This window comes from Novosphingobium aromaticivorans DSM 12444, from assembly GCF_000013325.1.
GTDB classification, from domain to species: Bacteria; Pseudomonadota; Alphaproteobacteria; order Sphingomonadales; family Sphingomonadaceae; genus Novosphingobium; species Novosphingobium aromaticivorans.
This window is the reverse complement of sequence record NC_007794.1, coordinates 271,620-287,067: the sequence shown is the minus strand read 5'-3', so window position 1 is coordinate 287,067 and position 15,448 is coordinate 271,620. Positions and strand designations below refer to the sequence as shown.

The following is a 15,448-nucleotide window of genomic DNA, read 5'->3' as shown; positions in this document are numbered from 1 at the left end:
GACGATGTGGCAGCTTTTCCTTTCGGCGTTCGTCACCCTGTTCGTGGTGATCGACCCGCCCGGCTGCGCACCGATCTATGCGGGGCTCACCGCCAACGCCACCGCGCGGCAGGCCTTCAGCATGGCCCTGCGCGCCTGCCTGATCGCAACCGGCATCCTTCTGGTCTTCGCGCTGTTCGGCGAGGACCTGCTTGGCGCATTGCACATCGAACTCGACAGCTTCCGCATCGCCGGTGGCATCATGCTGTTCCTGATCGCGCTCGACATGGTATTCGAGAAGCGCACCGAACGCCGCGAGGAACGTGCCGAGAAGGTGCGCACCGCCCAGCCGCAGGTGGAGGACGTCTCGGTCTTCCCTATGGCCATGCCGATGCTCGCGGGGCCGGGGTCGATCGCTTCGGTCATGCTGCTGACGGCGCGGGCCAACGGCACGCAGGAAACCGCCATCATCCTTGGCGCTCTGGCGGTGGTCATGATCCTCAGCTTCGCCGCGCTCGTCGCCGCACGGCCGCTGATCCGCGCGCTGGGCTCGCAGGTCGAGGCGGTCATCACCCGTCTGCTCGGCGTGCTCCTGGCAGCCCTTGCCGCGCAGTTCGTGATCGACGGGATACAGGCGCAATTCTGAGCCGGCGGGGCGGCCCTACTGCAGGGTCACCCGCCCGCCGTCGTCGCCGTCGTGCTTGCCGAAGAACTGCATGAGCTGGACCAGCAGCTCACACCGCGCGGCAAGGGTATCGGCTTCGAGCAGGGCCTGCTTGGCGGCCGCGTCGAAAGGCGCGATCTGCGATACGCCGTTGATGAGGGACATATCGTCCAGCCGCCCCACCGAATCCCAATCCACGGCATAGCCCTGCGCATCGGCAAAGCTGCGCGCCTCGCGTTCGAACGAGGCTCGCTCCACCGCGCTCAGCGCTTCGTCCATGTCGTCGACGATCAGTTCCGCCTCGACCTGGCGGAACGGCGTGGTCACGTCGAGTTCGCGCACGATCCTGAAGCGCGACAGCCCTTCGAGCACGATGTTGTAGCGGCCGTCCTCCAGCGCCTCGACATCGGCGATGCGGCCGACGCAGCCCACGCGGAACAGCGGCGCGCCCTCGACCGGGGATTGCGGCTGGATCATCGCGATGCGCCGGTCGCGCGCCAGCGAATCGCTGACCATCGCACGGTAGCGCGGCTCGAAGATGTGGAGCGGCAGTTGCAGGCCCGGATAGAGCACCGCGCCGGTCAGCGGAAATATCGACAGGCGCGTGGCGTTGGCGTTCGCGCCCATCGCGGTCAGCCGAACAGCACGGTCGAAAGCTTGCGCCGCGTGGCGGAAACCCAGGGATCCTCGAGCCCGGTGGCCTCGAAGATCTGGAGCAGGCGGGCCTTGGCCGCGCCCTCGTTCCACTCGCGGTCGGCGGCGACCATGGCAAGCAGGCGGGCCGCCGCTTCGTCGCGCTGGCCGCTTGCATAGAGCGCGTTGGCGAAAGCAAGCTGTGCGTCCATGTCAGCGGGCCGTTCTGCCGCAGCGGCGCGCAGGGTCGCCAGTTCGCCTTCCTCGGGCGCATCCTCGGCCAATGCCAGGGCCGAACGCGCCTGGGCGAAGACCGGATCCGCCGCCATCGCGGGGTCGAGCGCATCGAGCACGGCCTGCGCCTCGTCCTTCTGTCCCGCCGCGATCAGGGCGCGCACGAGTCCGGCGTGGGCCTGGGCATTGTCGGGCGCGATCTCTACGATCTGCGCAAAGATGCTGGCGGCACGCTCGCCATCGCCTTCGGCCAGGACCTCCTCGCCCATGGCGAGCAGAGGCGTCACGTCCTGCGCGGGCTCACCGGCCTGGACCGGCACCTTGGCGAGGATCTGGTCGAGGTACTGCCTGAGCTGCGATTCGGTGCGGGCGGGGGTCAGGTCCGCCACGGGCTGGCCCTGGAACATCGCATAGACCGTGGGGATCGAGCGCACCTGGAACTGCGCAGCGATGAACTGCTCCTCGTCGACGTTCACCTTGGCAAGGACCACGCCCTTGTCGGCATATTCGGCGGCGACCTTTTCAAGCACCGGGGTAAGCGCCTTGCACGGTCCGCACCACTCCGCCCAGAAGTCGAGGATGACCAGCTTGGTCATCGACGGTTCGACCACCGCAGAGCGGAAGCGGTCGACGGCTTTCTGTTCCTCGAGATTGAGCCCCATGCTGGCCAAGATGCGTCTCCGGTAGATTCAGGTGCTTTTAGGTGTCGTTCGGGTTCGCCGCACCATGTGGGAACGCGGCGGCGTTCGGCAAGGGGAAACGGGGTTTTCCGCAGAGACTTCGGCCCAAGTGCATTTTTGGTGTTGCGCTCTTTCCGAGTCGCAGTTAGAGGCCCGCTCACCCCAGCCGGACGGGGCACTTCCCACCGGCCAGAAACGCACGAGCGGGCGTAGCTCAGGGGTAGAGCACAACCTTGCCAAGGTTGGGGTCGAGGGTTCGAATCCCTTCGCCCGCTCCAAGTTTCCGAACAAAGTCAGGGCGTTACCCCTGACTTTGTTTCGAGCGAAGGTGCTCTGATTTTTCCAGCTACCACTGAGCTACCACCATAGCGATTTCTGCCCAAGACGACAGGGCCATAGGCAGGGTTGGGCTTAAGGCTGGTCTCGCAGGTTGTTCCGCGATTCACGCTTACAAAGTGCGAAAAATGCCATCACGGCCTTAGTTCGAGACCTAAGATTTGCGCTTTGGCTGCGAATCACTTGGCGCAGGTGTTAGCTTGCTCATGTTGCGATCAGGCCGCCCGATGCAGGATCATACCGACAGCCGAGGATCGACCGGTCACGGATTTTCTCGACGACCTCATCGATCACGTGCAGGGGCACCAGAAACCATTCGCGCGGCTTTACCAAATGGCCGAAGCGATCAGGGATCGAGAGATCGATCTGGCCAGCCGCAAACACCTTATGAATCAGGGCTTCCAGCTTTTGGCAGTTCACACCGTACACCTTGTAGGTAGCGACGACGTCAACACCGGCCAGCAAGTAGGTGGAACTCTTTTCGGCTCCCGCGATGCGAGTTTCGACAGAACCGCTGGTTACGCCGATCTTGTGAATCACCTCGCGATGTTCGGCGACGACAGGATGGTTGGATTTGCTGCGAAGGACATAGATCGTCCCGGTCTCGGTTTCGCCTTCGTCGGCGACATCCGCAAACAGCGGCCCCGCCACCGGATCGGTGATGCGCCGACCAGCGTCGTCCTTATGCAGCGAACGTTGCAGTGACCGCATGAGCATTTTGCTCTCGGTACCGTTGTCGAACACGACGCGAAGGCGCGCGTCGGTGCGGCCTTGCGGGTTGGTGAACATCTCGCCCATCGTCGCTACGTAGGCGATCTGGCCACTCACGACGAAGAACGCTCCCGGCCTGATTTCCGCCTTCAATTCGAACGGCCGAGTAACCCTTGTTCCGTCGGCCAATTCGCGCTGCACTTGAGCGAACAGAGACGAGTAGGTGTCAAAATCTTCGCACTTCTCGCGATTGGCCACCTCCTCGGCCGCGCGTTTCTCTTCCGTCGAGCGGACATGCCGGAGCTGCGTAATGTCAGGACCATCATCCGCTCCCGCGAGTTCCGCCATCAAGGCGTCCGCGTCCAGATCGGCGGCTTCATCAGCCTCTGCATCGTCGTCCTGCGCGAGCAGGCCATGTTTGTCGAACGCTGCGAGTAGGACGCGGCAGTCTTCCTGTTCACGCAACCGGTCCAGCCGCACGGCATAGAGGCGCTCGAAGATGTCACGGTTCTCGCCGTGGGCAGGTAGTCGCCCATTCTCTTCAAAAAACCGCTCGATGTCCTCGAACCCGGCGATGATGCGTTCCTCGCGCGGAGCGTAGGTGGCCTGCTTCTTCTTAGAGGGCGCAAAGTCCGCCAGCTCGTTTGCTAGCTCGTCCAGATCAGACATAGCGGCCTTCCTCCTTGAACCGCATGAACGCGGCAGCACCTTCGGCTAGCCGCTGCTCCCAGGCGTCCGCAGCGATGATCGACGGTAGACGCCCGCGCTCCCGCTTGAAGCGCACCGCGCGCCCGGCGAGGTCCTTGGCCTCATCCGGCGTGATCTTGGTCTTCTTGGCTGCGACCGCTGCCTTCACCTGCTTGAGCGTGGCCTCATCCATTGACTTGGCCAAGATCGAGTAGGCTGCCTGGAACGGGTTGATGCTGTCGATCAAGTCGATGTCGAGTTCCTTCACGTCCATCGCAAACTGCTTCACGCCATCGATCAACGCGGTGTTGGCCTTGACCTCGCCGCTGCCATCGTCGGTGCCCATCGCTATCGCCTTAGCTTTTTGCGTGAGGTTCAGCGCAGCGATGGCGTGTTGGCGCACGGCCTCCTGATCCTCCGGTGTGAGGTCCGGATACCGGTCACGGACAATCTTGCCCATCTGCACTTGCGTCAGGTCCTGCGGGACAGCTTCCTCGTTGAACAGGCCAGGGCCGATCACGTCTTTGTTCTGGACGTAAGACGCGATGACCTCATTTAGATCCTGCTGGCAGATGCGCGCCGCCTCGGGGCTTTTCGGGGTAGCCAGTCCGGCGATCTCGAAGTGGAATTCGCCCCGCTCCTCGTTGACGCCAACGTTGGTCTTGCCTTCTTGGTAACCGCCGGGGCCATAGTTGAAATCAGGCAGTGGCCCGGTGTTCTTGGGCGTGAACTGGAACTTGGGCGTCAGAACCTGCTCCATCAGCAAGCTGGCAGCGATGGCTTTGAGCGTATCGTTGATCGCATCGGCCACCGCAGCTTCGGAGGCATCCGGCTCGGCGATCAGGTTGGTGAAGGTGGCGACCGTCTTTCCGGGCGCATCGCGCGTGGCGCGGCCGATGATCTGGATGATCTCGGTGAGGCTCGACCGATAGCCGACCGTCAGCGCATGTTCGCACCAGATCCAGTCGAAGCCTTCCTTGGCCATTCCCAGCGCGATGATGATGTCGACGTGGTCGCGATCGTTCTTGTGGGCTGGGTCCTTGAGCGCGGACAACACCTTGGCACGTTTGGCAGGATCGCTGTCGTCCACAAGGTCCGCGATCTTGAGTGTCCGGCCATCGGCGAGCTTGACCAAGTGGAACCCCGTCACAGGATCGGCGCCCTGCCAGTCCCCGAGGTATTCCATGATCTCCTCGACTTCCTTGATCTTGTCCTTGGTGCTTTCCTTGGAGTTGACCGAGGGGATGTGGACGATCGTCTTGCGCGCCGGGTCGAGGCAGTGCTCGATCGCGGTGAGGTAGCGGCCAGTGTAGAAGAAATACCCGATCGCCAGCGACTTGAGATGGTCGTACCCGTTGAGCTGCTCGTAGTAGGTATAGGTGACTGTCTCGAACTTTGCCTCATCTTCCGGCGTCAGGACCGCGACAGTATCGCCCCGGAAGTAGCTTCCGGTCATGGCGATAATGTGGACCTTGTCGCGCGCGATGAAGGCTGTGAGCTGGCTGCCCAGCTTGTTGTCGGGGTTGGCCGAGACATGGTGGAACTCATCGATTGCGATCAGCCGACCGTCAAAGGCCTCAATGCCTAGAGCCTCAACTGCGAAACGGAACGTGGCGTGGGTACAAACCAGCACCTTATCATCGCTCGCCAGGAACTGGCCGACCGCCTTCACCTTCGAGGCATCGACCTTTACCTCGTCCGGCCCCGGCGCGTTGCAAAGGTTCCATTGCGGCTGGACTACCCAGTCCGCCCAGAACCCGTACATGGTGAGTGGCTCATCAGCAAAGCTACCGCCGATTGATTTCTCTGGCACGACGATAATTGCCTGCGAGAGCCCTTGGTTGTGGAGTTTGTCGAGTGCAATAAACATCAGGGCGCGGCTTTTGCCGGACGCTGGCGGGGACTTGATTAGCAGATATTGCTCGCCGCGCTTGTTATACGCGCGCTCCTGCATCGGCCGCATGCCGAGAGAGTTGGCTTTAGCCGAGACGCCATTGTGAGCGGTCTGAAAGGTAACGGCAGGGATCGGTTTGTCGGCGGTCATTCTGTCACTTCGTCAACGGTAGGCTCGGGTGTTTTTCGTTATTCACAGTTATCGCGCTGCCTGTCCATCCTCAGCGCCTTTGTGCGTTCCGGCCATGCCGAAATACCGGATTGGATCTGGCGCCTTCCATGTTGAAAGGCAGAATCTTGTGCTCGGCATCTCGTACGAACCAAAACTTCTTATCTAAGCGACTCAGATCGATAATAAGCGGCGAGTACATCCTGAACCAAGAAGCCAGCTTTTCCCGTCTCTCCGAATGAAGATTTTTTGCCAATAAGAGCGCCGCATTGGGGTCGCCGTGATCAATACATTTTTGCAAGGACAAGACCGCTGCTAAATGAACGGCGTCGTCCTGCGACCGTCCATCCAACAGATGAATAATCGAGGCGAGTTCCTGCGCTTGCCAGGGACCTGAAAGCCCTTGCATGAGGAACTTCCTATATGCCTTGGCCACACCGCGGGTTTCTCCATCAAGCTTCAACCTTGTTTTTGCGTCGTCCGGACCGGCAGTGCCTGATGCCCCTTCTTGCAGCAGAGGAAACTCGGGACTTCTAAGGCCGCTTGGCACGTACAGCGCCCGATCGATCAGAAAGACGTCGGCGGGATCTTCCGCTGAATAAAGTGCCCTTTTGGCGGGGCGCAGAATGACCATCCTACCCACAAAATAGAATGACGGGCTGCGCATCAGAAGCACCAGAGGATCAGGTTGCGCCACTGCAATGGTCAGAACCGCCTGTTTGCCACCCGATACTAGCTCGGCCTTGATCACCACACCAGTAATTAGACCGCGCACTCTACCCAACATGTGGCTGGCTTCGGGACTGACGCTGGATATCTTTGGGTTGATCTCCGGTACGTGTTTTCGGGCTTGGTCCGGCATACAAGGATGCCGCAACCAAGGTGGGCCTAAAGGCGGATCTATGTAAACGCTGCCACCGTTGTGACGAATGAAGAAAACTGGCTCGTTGCACTTCGGACAACGCGTCTTAATGCATTGGCCGTCTGCAACTCGCACTGTCCCCCCATGCGAATCTCCGCCTTTGCCAGAACAACCGCCAAGAGGGTGGAGCGGAATGGCTCGTCCGTCGATGGTGACGAACTCTACCAGCATGCCGCAATTCTTGCACTGAGCCAGGTTGCTCTCCCATCAACGATCATACCCTTGCGCGCAGGAAACCAACGCTTCGTATCAGGGCGTACACCTCATCCACATCACAGACGGCACAGTGAACCGATTAGGCCCAGTCTTCGAACACCAGCCCAACTTGCGCAATGCGTCCACGTGTGGGGCTTGGCCGACACAACTCGATCCTTCACCGGCCAAACAGGCCGAATAGAGCCTGTCGAGGATGCGCATCTTGGCAAGAGCTACCTTGGCACGTGCCGGAGGTTCTCGGACTGGCGCTGGGCGGCAAATCCTACCCACGCAGCCAGAGGGGCTGGCGATGCTGAACGGTGTCATCTCCATGCGCAAATCTCGGCGGTGGCGTTGGTCCAACAGGCTCCCACCCGGTCCATGGGGCCCAGCTCGACTTGCGCGTGGGCCGCTCCCGGCGCAGCATTCCAGAAGCCACTTGCTTGACTACCGGAGCGTGAAAGCTGGGCGAAGTATGACTGGTCCAGCGACATGATCTGGAAACTGCCGCCATTGTCGAGGCGAACCCAGCAGGAGCCATTCATGTACGAAGTACCCTCTACTGTCAGCCGACAGCGTCCCTTCTTGCCGCGATAGTCTGACTGGTCGCCTGCGGTTATCGTCGGGGGAGATATGCTTGGTTCTTTAGCGGGGGATAATGAGGGGTTCTTTGCGTCCGACAGTTCCTCGCCCATTTGGGCCAGAATCATGTGGCCCAATGCAGCGTCTCTGAATGCTGCAGCCACGATGGTCGCGGGCTGAACAGCTACCCGAGTCACAACGCCGAAGTTGTCCGTGTGCTTTGCGACACGACAGGGATCTGAGCATTCGACTATAGCAAGCCGAGCCCCGGCATCAGAGAGCATTTCGAGCTTTTGTGTGTCCCCAAAGCTTCCCAGGTATCGGTATGTCACAACGGCAGCTTGCTTGCCCTGTGCCCTTTCTCCATCCGATAGCGCGCCGACATAGATGTACTGATCGCCATCGCGCTGCGCGTATTCTGGCGCAGGCACCTGTGCCTCTGTGGCCGCATCATTGTTGTCCGGAGCTTCTTGCGACGAGCACGCAGCCAACTCTATTGCGAACACCAGCACCGCGACCTTCAGAAGGGTCTTCGACCTTGCCGATGCCGCGCGCGCTTCAGCCGCTTTCGTCACCTCGGTCATGCCGCTCCACCTTCTGAGGATCGTCCGCCAGTCATTTTGGTGTAGAGTTCGAATAGCTTTTCGAGGCGTTCGGTGTCGTTGCGGAAGCGGCGGCCGATGTAGATGCGTTCGAGGACTTCGTCGTTGCGATCGTGCGCGGCGCGCAGGCTTTCGGGCATGGTCTCGGGATCATAGAGGTCCGCAATCGTAGCCGGGAAATGCGACTCTCGGGCGAGGAGGATGTCCTCCGCGCAGCGGGTGAGGTCGGCCTTGTTCTGGTCAGTGAGGGAAGGGACCGGGAATGTATTATAAACGATCGTGTTGCTGAAGCGCATTCCATTACCCAGTCTGCCACCAACCGTTTCAGTCCAAACCAACATCAGCCGCGAGTTCAACAACGCGAACTCAACCGGATGCCAACCATAAATCATGTATGCAGTATGGCTAGAAACAAAGCCGCTACTCTTAAGATCAGCGGGAACATGGCTGAGGCCGTTACCAATCGTTAGGCCAACATGGATACCAATATTTTCCTGAAACGTTCTGTAGCAAAACGAGTGGGGACGATTTGCTGCTTTTTGAGCATCGCGGCCAGCGCCTTGCCTATATGAACGACAGCTTTCAAGCACCTTCGCTATTTCTGCAATGGCTTTTGCGTCATCAACTTGATCATCGTTAATCCACAAACACCATCGATCCACGCCATTAACTAATTCTTGAGTACCCCCATAACGCTTAAAGAAGCGTTCTGACCGAGGGTCGGCTGCAACAACGCTTTCTTTTTCATCTTGCTCGAAAATCAAGCGCTTTCCATCTACAGGGTTGCTCCCCATTACCATACGGGCGAAGCCTGAGATCGACGATTGCCTTGGAGCGCAAATGATCTCTGGTCCCGGCACGAGGTAGGGCGCGATCGACGAACATTCTACGACACTTCCTTCTCCAAAGAGCTTTTTATTCGATACCTCAGATCCAGTAAGGCCAATTATCGTGCAATAGACACCAGCGTTGTTCGCCGCGGAATTACTCCATCGGAATGGTCGGTAAGCGAACTTGACGTTCGCGGATTTTAATATGCGCGGCCATATGAGCGAGACTTGCTCTCCCTGACATATTGAACTGGTCGAAACCAGAGCCATGTCGCATCTTTGTTGCGCAACTAATGGCAATCCCCGAACAATAAAAGCGGATACGTAGTCCAGAAGTTGGGCTTTATCCAACCCGACTCGCTTCATATCCTCTATTTGATCCGAGCTCTTCTTCTTCGCCCCGAGATAAGGGGGATTACCGCAGATATACGTCTCCCCACCTTCATTCTCGAAGTCGATCTCCGCCTGATCGAGCGGCATCTCAAACAGGTCGTTCGCCTGCAGTTTTACGGCAGTTCCGGTTGGTGGGCAGATGCTCAGCCAATCCAACCGCAGGGCATTGCCGCAGGTAATCCAGTTCTGGCTATCAAGCGGCAAGAACTCGGCTAGCGCCTCCTTCTGCCCGCGATAGAGCACGTCGCACTGGTACTCCGCGATAATCAGGGCCAGCCGGGCGATCTCGGCGGGAAAGTTGCGTAGTTCGATACCGCGGAAGTTGGTCAGCGGAATGTCGCTGCGCCGGTCGGCCTCGCCGCGCCGCCGGTTGATCTCCGCCTCAAGCTCGCGCATCTGCTTGTAAGCGATGACGAGGAAGTTGCCCGATCCGCAGGCCGGATCGAACACCCGGATCTTGGCCATGCGGTTGCGCAGGTTGAGCAGCTTGCGGCTGTTGTCACCCGCTTCCTCAAGCTTCGCCCGCAGGTCATCGAGGAACAGCGGGTTCAGAACCTTCAGGATGTTCGGCACGCTGGTGTAATGCATGCCGAGCGCACCGCGCTCCTCATCGTCGGCCACGGCCTGGATCATCGAGCCGAAGATGTCCGGGTTGATCTTCTGCCAATCGAGGCTGCCGATATGCAGCAGGTATGACCGCGCGATCTTGCTGAAGCGCGGGCATTCGGTGGATCCCGAGAAGAGCTGCCCGTTCACATAGGGGAAGACATCGGCCCAGCTCTTGATCCCGGCGGCAGCGCGATCGGCCAGCCTGGTGTCCATCGCGCGGAAAATTTCGGCGATGACCATGTGCGTGTCGGACGCATCACGCGCACTCATGGTCTCGACGGTGCGGCTGAACAGGCCTTCGCCGACGAAAATGTCGGTATCCTCGGCAAAGAAGCAGAAGATCAGGCGGGCCATGAAGTGGTTCATGTCCTCGCTTCTGCTGGCCCAGTCAGGGTTGTCCTTCAGCAGTTCGACATAGAGCTTGTTAAGGCGGCCGGTCGCCTTGATGTCAAAGCTGCTTTCACGGATCTGCTGGACCGTGGTTATGCCCGCCAGTGGCAGGAAGAAGGCAAACTTGTCCGGGAAGGCGGCGTAATTGCAGGCTACTGTCTCGCCACTGGCCATGTCCTCCGCCTGGAAGGCCACGCCATCAGTGGCGAGGATGAACCGAGCCTTTTGTGACGCCGTCTTGGGACTCTTGCGAAGAGCGGCCAGCGTTCTGTCGACGTTGCCCGCATCGCAAGTTGCTATGTGGATATGGTTACGCTGCAAGACGGCGCCCGGAAGATCGGACTGATTGGAATTGCCCGCCCGCAATCGCTGCAGCGTGGTCTGCTTGTTGCCGAAAGCGGCAAGGAACTGGAACGGAAACTCGGAAGCGTCATAGGGTGCGCGAGCGAGGTCCGAGACGGCTTCTTCAATCTCTACGGGGTTCATGCGGGGCGAGGCCAGATTTTAAGGGCAAAATGGAAGAGTTCTTCGCCGCGCGCGAGAATGTCAGTTTCGTTCCAGCTGTCGCGCGTGTCGGTGCGCAACCAGGCGTTGAGGCGCAGATCGCTGTGTTCAACGATCTTTGCTCGCTTGACCGGGAATGCATGGTTCGACGCAGCGGTGTTGTTGGCACCGGTCAGCAGAGTGAGATTGCCGACTGTGTTGACCAGCACCTTGCGCCAGCTCGCCTCGTCATGATTTTGCGGCAAAGAGATTTCGAGATAGGGATAGTCCTCGATCGCGCCCTTCTGAGGAAGGAGGTGTTCGACAGTGACCGGACCTGAGAGATCGAGTTGCTCGTTCCTCGAAGTCGTCATCGCATCACCAAGTGCGCGTAGAATCATTGCACTGCGGTCTGCGCGGGAGGATACGTAAACCGGATTGTTAAGCCATCCCTCCCGGAAGCGCTCGTCGCTGGGCCAGAAGGCAGAGGCTTCCTGAGAGCGCAACAGTTCCGTACGGACCACTTCGGCCACGGTGGGCAGATCGGCAAGCGCCGTATCGTCAGCCTTGGCACGGGCCGCATAGGCCTGCTTTACCTTTGTCAGCAGGGACAGGAAGAAGCGGTTATAGTTTTTCGGCGTTTGCCAGCAGATGAAACGGCGGACCATGTAGGATTCGAGATCGACGATGATCTGGTCAACTTCCGCCACTGGAATGCCTTGCCCTTCAACCGAAGCCAGGAAGAGCAGAAGCGGGTGAACCGTGCTGGTGTCGAGCGCACGGAGCCTGCTAGCGAAGACTTCCAGCCGGGAATTGCCTTTGGGCGCGATCAGACGGGCGAAATGATGGCTCGCCGTCTTCAGGTCCTTGAGGAAGTCCTCGTTGCTCGTGCTGTTCGCGTCGCGCCAATCGCGGAACTCCTTGAACAGGTGTCCGATGCGGATATCGTCCTCGGTATGCATTGTCAGGTAATGGAAAATGAATAGGTCGATGCGCGGCCGCACAAGGCGGCCTTGGCGTTCTTCTACGTGCCAGAACCTGCTCTCGCCGTCGCTCCCGGGCACCATGACCTGTTCGGTGTCAAAGTGCGACCAGTAGGTCTGGTAGAGACGATTGCCCTCCGCATCGCCTATGCGCATGAAAACGTAGTTGCGGATCAGGTCGGAAGGGAGAAGCGGCTGGCCGCGTGCGTTCAGCGTTTCGAAGATAACCTGTGGGTCGTCACCTTCCTCCAATTCGATCACGATGAGTTGCAGCGATTCCTTGAGCGCGGAGACCAGCGACAAAAAGCGATCCGGCGCCGAACTGGCATGTTCGGCCGAACGAATGAATTCAGCGATAGCCCTGGCGAAGAAGAGGTATGCTTGGACCATGCGTGGTCGGCCGCCGGTGTTTTCGGGGAAACGCGCTTCCAAGGCGGCAGGACTGCCCGCCGACATTACCTGTGAGAAAACCTCACGGTCAGAGTTGGTCGGCCAGACTTTGAACAATTCCTCCGATCCTTCCTCGCAATCCGGGTTGCGAGTGAGGCGCTTGAACAGGCGGATATCATCGGCGTCAGCACCAAGCTCCCCGCTCATGTCCCTCAGGGCGGCTAGGAATAGCTGCAGTGTGGTCAACCGCTGCTGTCCGTCGATCACGTCTGAGCGAGAGATTCCGCGCCCCATGACGTTGGCCACATTGAGCACGACGGCCCCAAGGAAATGCGTGCGAACCTTACCTTCGGCGGGCAGACCCAAGCGCTGAAGATGCGCATGGGCACGGCGGGAGATATCCTCCCAAAGCGGTTCCCACTGCTCCTCCTGATTCCAAACATAGGCACGCTGGAAAAGGGGGATGATGAATCGGCGCTCACGGGAAAACAGTTCCTGTACGCTCAGCTTTTCCGGCTTCACACTATCCCCCTCACACTTCCCCGAAATCATTACACTGCAGTATGTTGGCAGCAAGCCTCAGCTTTTACGGCCGACGTACAAAATTGCACCGATCACGCCCGCGATTCCCAAAATGATGAGTGCGTTCTGCACGAAGATCAGTCCGTCGAGGCTCAAGGTGCCCCATACTGTGAAGAGATGATCAAACATATCCATGCCCTTTGCGCGAGCTTTCAGAGGAGAAGACGAGTGTCACAGACCCAGGCCTTGGCTGAAGAGAGCATTGGCCATTTCGCGAATGCGCTGGCTCCATGCGAGCCGGGCGAGCCACCGTCGAGGGATGCCAGCCGCGCCATGGAGCGCGCCAGCAAGCTGTCCAGTGATCGCAGCGGTGGTATCCGCATCTTCGCCCAAGTTAGCTGCGGCCAATACGGCCTGCTCGAATGTGCCGGAGCGTCCGACGCTCCAAAGCGAGGCTTCCAGCGAGTGTGCGACATAACCACTAGCGCGAACCTTACTTCGCGGCAGACCGCGCCATGAGCCCGCTACAATCGCATTGATGGTACCCGTGTATTGGAGCCAGTCGGGAGACTGCAAAACTTCTGTTCGAGTCCATCCATTGATCGCGTTTGCGAGCATTTCGGCAAACGCTACGCAGGCATCCACTGCGTCACTTGCTCCGTGAGTGGTGCGGCTTTGGCGCGCGGCTGCATCGCGCATAGCTTCACGATCCCGGAAGAAGCGAACTGCGATGGGGCCAAGCCGCATGAGGCTGCCATTGCCTGCCGTATGAGGTGCGGTTGGACCAGCAATCGGGTTTCCGCTCTGCTTCCAGCTCCGAAGCGCACTACTTACCGTGTTGCCGATATCGAAACACTGCCCGTTGACCGAGTACTCTCCTTGGTCACGCCACGCGGCAAAGCGGCGCATCAAGTCCGCCTCGTCCAGACCGTTAGAGATCAGAAGGCTGTCCCCCAGCGCCAGCGCCATGGACGTGTCGTCTGTCCATTCGCCTGGCGTAAGTGCGAAAGGGCCGCCGCCAACCATGTCTGTCAAACGAGGGTAGGCATTGCGGGGCTGAAATTCGAGAGTTGTGCCCACTGCATCACCAACTGCGAGACCGAGCAGAATGCCCACCGCCCGGTCGCGCATGGCATCAAGGCTGGTGTCGGGTTGGCATTCTGGCACGTGGCGCGCACTGAGAACGTGGTTGAACTGATCTAGCGTCTCGATGGCGTTTGGGCGAACCTCGCGAATGGAGCTCACGGCCTTGTTTGCGTCCCACCCAAGTTCGACAAGAAGGCGTGCGGCAACCGTACCAGCTCGACCCAAACCGCCTTTGCAATGCAGCAGCACGTTGAAGCCGTTCCGCAGGCGGTTGCGAAGCTCTTCGCCAACGGTTTCCCACTCAGCTTCGAACGAGGGATCGGGCGTGCCGCAATCCTTGATTGGCAGGTGGTGCCAGTCGATGTGGCGCGCTACTACTTCAGCACCAAGCATTGGCACGCTGAGACGCTGCAATTCGCGCTGAGTGACGAGCGTTACGATCGCAGTGGCCCCCCAGTCACGGACGGCATCGAGATCGGAGGCTAAATCGCGCGCCCACGAGCCGCTCATTGCGTCCGGTTGGAATTTGCCAGGGCAGAAGGTGATACCGATACTGCCGAAACCGGGAAACGGCTCGACGGACGCGATCAGGAGGGGATGGGATTGACTGGTTCTCATGACGTCTCCTTTGCTATTCTACGGACAAGACCGCCAAGTGAGACGCAGATAAGCCAACGAACGTTGCTGGGAGCATCGCTCGGGATTTTCCGGATTGGCAAGGAGAGCGCATGAAACGTGCAGCAGTTGGGTTTTACTGGACGTTGCCCGTCCCATGGGACGGGTTCACCGAGCTTCCGGACGACATCGAAGACGCGGCCAAGGCAAGCAGGACAATACGCTACCAGCGCGAGCTAGTAACGGCGTACGCGGCTTCCCAAGGGTATGAGCTGATTCGGGAAGTTCATTTTCTCGAACTCGAACCGGATAGAGGGACCGAATTCATTTTTGAGCCTCTCCGGAAAGTGGAGGAGATCTGCCAAGCTAAGAACGCCATCATGCTGTTCGTCGAATTCGCGGAGGTTCAGGGTTGGCGAAGCCACGCGCCACTGCACGCTTGGGCAAATCAGGTAAGCATCGACGTCATGCCAATTTCAGCTTGTCCCACAATGGTAGACGACACAGTTTTCGACCCACACCGGCACTTTGCTGAGTGGCGCCATCGGCAGCGACAGTGGATTGAGTCCAAGTCACAGCGGATCGCACTCGCAGCGCAGCGTGCCGAGGAGTTGAAAGGCGCGGGGATGAGCAACACTGCTGCTGCCACGACTCTTAACGGCGAAGGCATCCGCAGTCCGACAGGAAGGCTGTGGACCTCTGATACGCTAAGAAAATTTGCTAGGAGCCTATAAGATCGACGTTCCGCCATGTTCGGATCATGTCGCAGCTTTCATCCGTCTTCGTCCGACAGTTAGCAAGCGCCTCGCTAGCTGGCACCTGGCGCCAGAGCTAACCGCAGCCGAGATTGACGGGGTGGT

The 15,448-nt window shown here is 59.4% G+C and carries 12 protein-coding genes and 1 tRNA gene; 3 read left to right on the top strand and 10 right to left on the bottom strand.

Annotated elements, in window-relative coordinates:
• Positions 1 to 4 precede the first annotated feature (4 nt).
• Positions 5 to 625, top strand: a complete 621-nt coding sequence (locus SARO_RS01345) for a MarC family protein (protein ID WP_011443930.1) — start codon at positions 5 to 7, stop codon at positions 623 to 625.
• Positions 626 to 640: 15 nt separating this feature from the next.
• Here the strand turns inward: SARO_RS01345 and SARO_RS01340 are convergent, their stop codons facing one another.
• Both SARO_RS01340 and SARO_RS01335 read right to left on the bottom strand, forming a co-directional pair.
• Positions 641 to 1,270: an LON peptidase substrate-binding domain-containing protein gene (locus tag SARO_RS01340; RefSeq protein ID WP_011443929.1), complete on the bottom strand. Its 630-nt coding sequence runs from the start codon at positions 1,268 to 1,270 to the stop codon at positions 641 to 643.
• A 5-nt stretch (positions 1,271 to 1,275) separates the two neighbouring features.
• Entirely contained in the window at positions 1,276 to 2,172 is an 897-nt protein-coding gene (locus SARO_RS01335; protein WP_041549899.1) for a tetratricopeptide repeat protein, read from the bottom strand.
• A gap of 221 nt (positions 2,173 to 2,393) precedes the next feature.
• Here SARO_RS01335 and SARO_RS01330 point away from each other — a divergent pair.
• Positions 2,394 to 2,468, top strand: a tRNA-Gly gene (locus SARO_RS01330).
• A 262-nt stretch (positions 2,469 to 2,730) separates the two neighbouring features.
• Here SARO_RS01330 and SARO_RS01325 read toward each other — a convergent pair.
• From SARO_RS01325 to SARO_RS01295, 8 genes are all read right to left on the bottom strand, one after another.
• A complete protein-coding gene (locus SARO_RS01325) occupies positions 2,731 to 3,906 on the bottom strand; it encodes a GIY-YIG nuclease family protein (RefSeq protein ID WP_011443927.1) in 1,176 nt (391 codons plus the stop codon).
• The gene (locus SARO_RS01320; protein WP_011443926.1) at positions 3,899 to 5,968 is read right to left on the bottom strand and encodes a pseudomurein-binding repeat-containing protein; all 2,070 of its coding nucleotides are present in this window, start codon (positions 5,966 to 5,968) and stop codon (positions 3,899 to 3,901) included. Before SARO_RS01320 ends, SARO_RS01325 begins: the two co-directional genes overlap by 8 nt.
• 70 nt (positions 5,969 to 6,038) lie before the next feature.
• A complete protein-coding gene (locus tag SARO_RS01315) occupies positions 6,039 to 7,079 on the bottom strand; it encodes a hypothetical protein (RefSeq protein ID WP_011443925.1) in 1,041 nt (346 codons plus the stop codon).
• Between the two features lie 347 nt (positions 7,080 to 7,426).
• Positions 7,427 to 8,269: a hypothetical protein gene (locus SARO_RS01310; RefSeq protein WP_011443924.1), complete on the bottom strand. Its 843-nt coding sequence runs from the start codon at positions 8,267 to 8,269 to the stop codon at positions 7,427 to 7,429.
• On the bottom strand, positions 8,266 to 10,995 hold the full coding sequence (locus SARO_RS01305; protein ID WP_011443923.1) for a class I SAM-dependent DNA methyltransferase: 2,730 nt from the start codon (positions 10,993 to 10,995) through the stop codon (positions 8,266 to 8,268). Before SARO_RS01305 ends, SARO_RS01310 begins: the two co-directional genes overlap by 4 nt.
• The gene (locus tag SARO_RS01300; protein WP_011443922.1) at positions 10,992 to 12,887 is read right to left on the bottom strand and encodes a DUF262 domain-containing protein; all 1,896 of its coding nucleotides are present in this window, start codon (positions 12,885 to 12,887) and stop codon (positions 10,992 to 10,994) included. The genes SARO_RS01305 and SARO_RS01300 overlap by 4 nt, the downstream gene beginning before the upstream one ends.
• Before the next feature lie 57 nt (positions 12,888 to 12,944).
• Positions 12,945 to 13,076 carry a hypothetical protein gene (locus SARO_RS21565; RefSeq protein ID WP_267880003.1) on the bottom strand — a complete coding sequence of 44 codons (132 nt, stop codon included), beginning with the start codon at positions 13,074 to 13,076 and terminating at the stop codon, positions 12,945 to 12,947.
• A gap of 42 nt (positions 13,077 to 13,118) precedes the next feature.
• Positions 13,119 to 14,591 (bottom strand): ADP-ribosylglycohydrolase family protein, encoded by a 1,473-nt coding sequence (locus SARO_RS01295; protein WP_011443921.1) that lies wholly within the window; start codon positions 14,589 to 14,591, stop codon positions 13,119 to 13,121.
• A gap of 110 nt (positions 14,592 to 14,701) precedes the next feature.
• Here SARO_RS01295 and SARO_RS01290 point away from each other — a divergent pair, with 110 nt between their 5' ends.
• Complete coding sequence (locus SARO_RS01290) at positions 14,702 to 15,322, top strand: hypothetical protein (RefSeq protein ID WP_011443920.1); 621 nt, start codon at positions 14,702 to 14,704, stop codon at positions 15,320 to 15,322.
• Positions 15,323 to 15,448: the final 126 nt, after the last annotated feature.

What these genes read in the sequence shown, in the direction of transcription:
- SARO_RS01320 (WP_011443926.1), bottom strand. Translation starts at nt 5,968, where the DNA reads ATGACCGCCGACAAACCGATCCCTGCCGTTACCTTTCAGACCGCTCAC.
- SARO_RS01335 (WP_041549899.1), bottom strand. Translation starts at nt 2,172, where the DNA reads ATGGGGCTCAATCTCGAGGAACAGAAAGCCGTCGACCGCTTCCGCTCT.
- SARO_RS01325 (WP_011443927.1), bottom strand. Translation starts at nt 3,906, where the DNA reads ATGTCTGATCTGGACGAGCTAGCAAACGAGCTGGCGGACTTTGCGCCC.
- SARO_RS01315 (WP_011443925.1), bottom strand. Translation starts at nt 7,079, where the DNA reads ATGCTGGTAGAGTTCGTCACCATCGACGGACGAGCCATTCCGCTCCAC.
- SARO_RS01305 (WP_011443923.1), bottom strand. Translation starts at nt 10,995, where the DNA reads ATGAACCCCGTAGAGATTGAAGAAGCCGTCTCGGACCTCGCTCGCGCA.
- SARO_RS21565 (WP_267880003.1), bottom strand. Translation starts at nt 13,076, where the DNA reads ATGTTTGATCATCTCTTCACAGTATGGGGCACCTTGAGCCTCGACGGA.
- SARO_RS01295 (WP_011443921.1), bottom strand. Translation starts at nt 14,591, where the DNA reads ATGAGAACCAGTCAATCCCATCCCCTCCTGATCGCGTCCGTCGAGCCG.
- SARO_RS01310 (WP_011443924.1), bottom strand. Translation starts at nt 8,269, where the DNA reads ATGACCGAGGTGACGAAAGCGGCTGAAGCGCGCGCGGCATCGGCAAGG.
- SARO_RS01345 (WP_011443930.1), top strand. Translation starts at nt 5, where the DNA reads ATGTGGCAGCTTTTCCTTTCGGCGTTCGTCACCCTGTTCGTGGTGATC.
- SARO_RS01340 (WP_011443929.1), bottom strand. Translation starts at nt 1,270, where the DNA reads ATGGGCGCGAACGCCAACGCCACGCGCCTGTCGATATTTCCGCTGACC.
- SARO_RS01290 (WP_011443920.1), top strand. Translation starts at nt 14,702, where the DNA reads ATGAAACGTGCAGCAGTTGGGTTTTACTGGACGTTGCCCGTCCCATGG.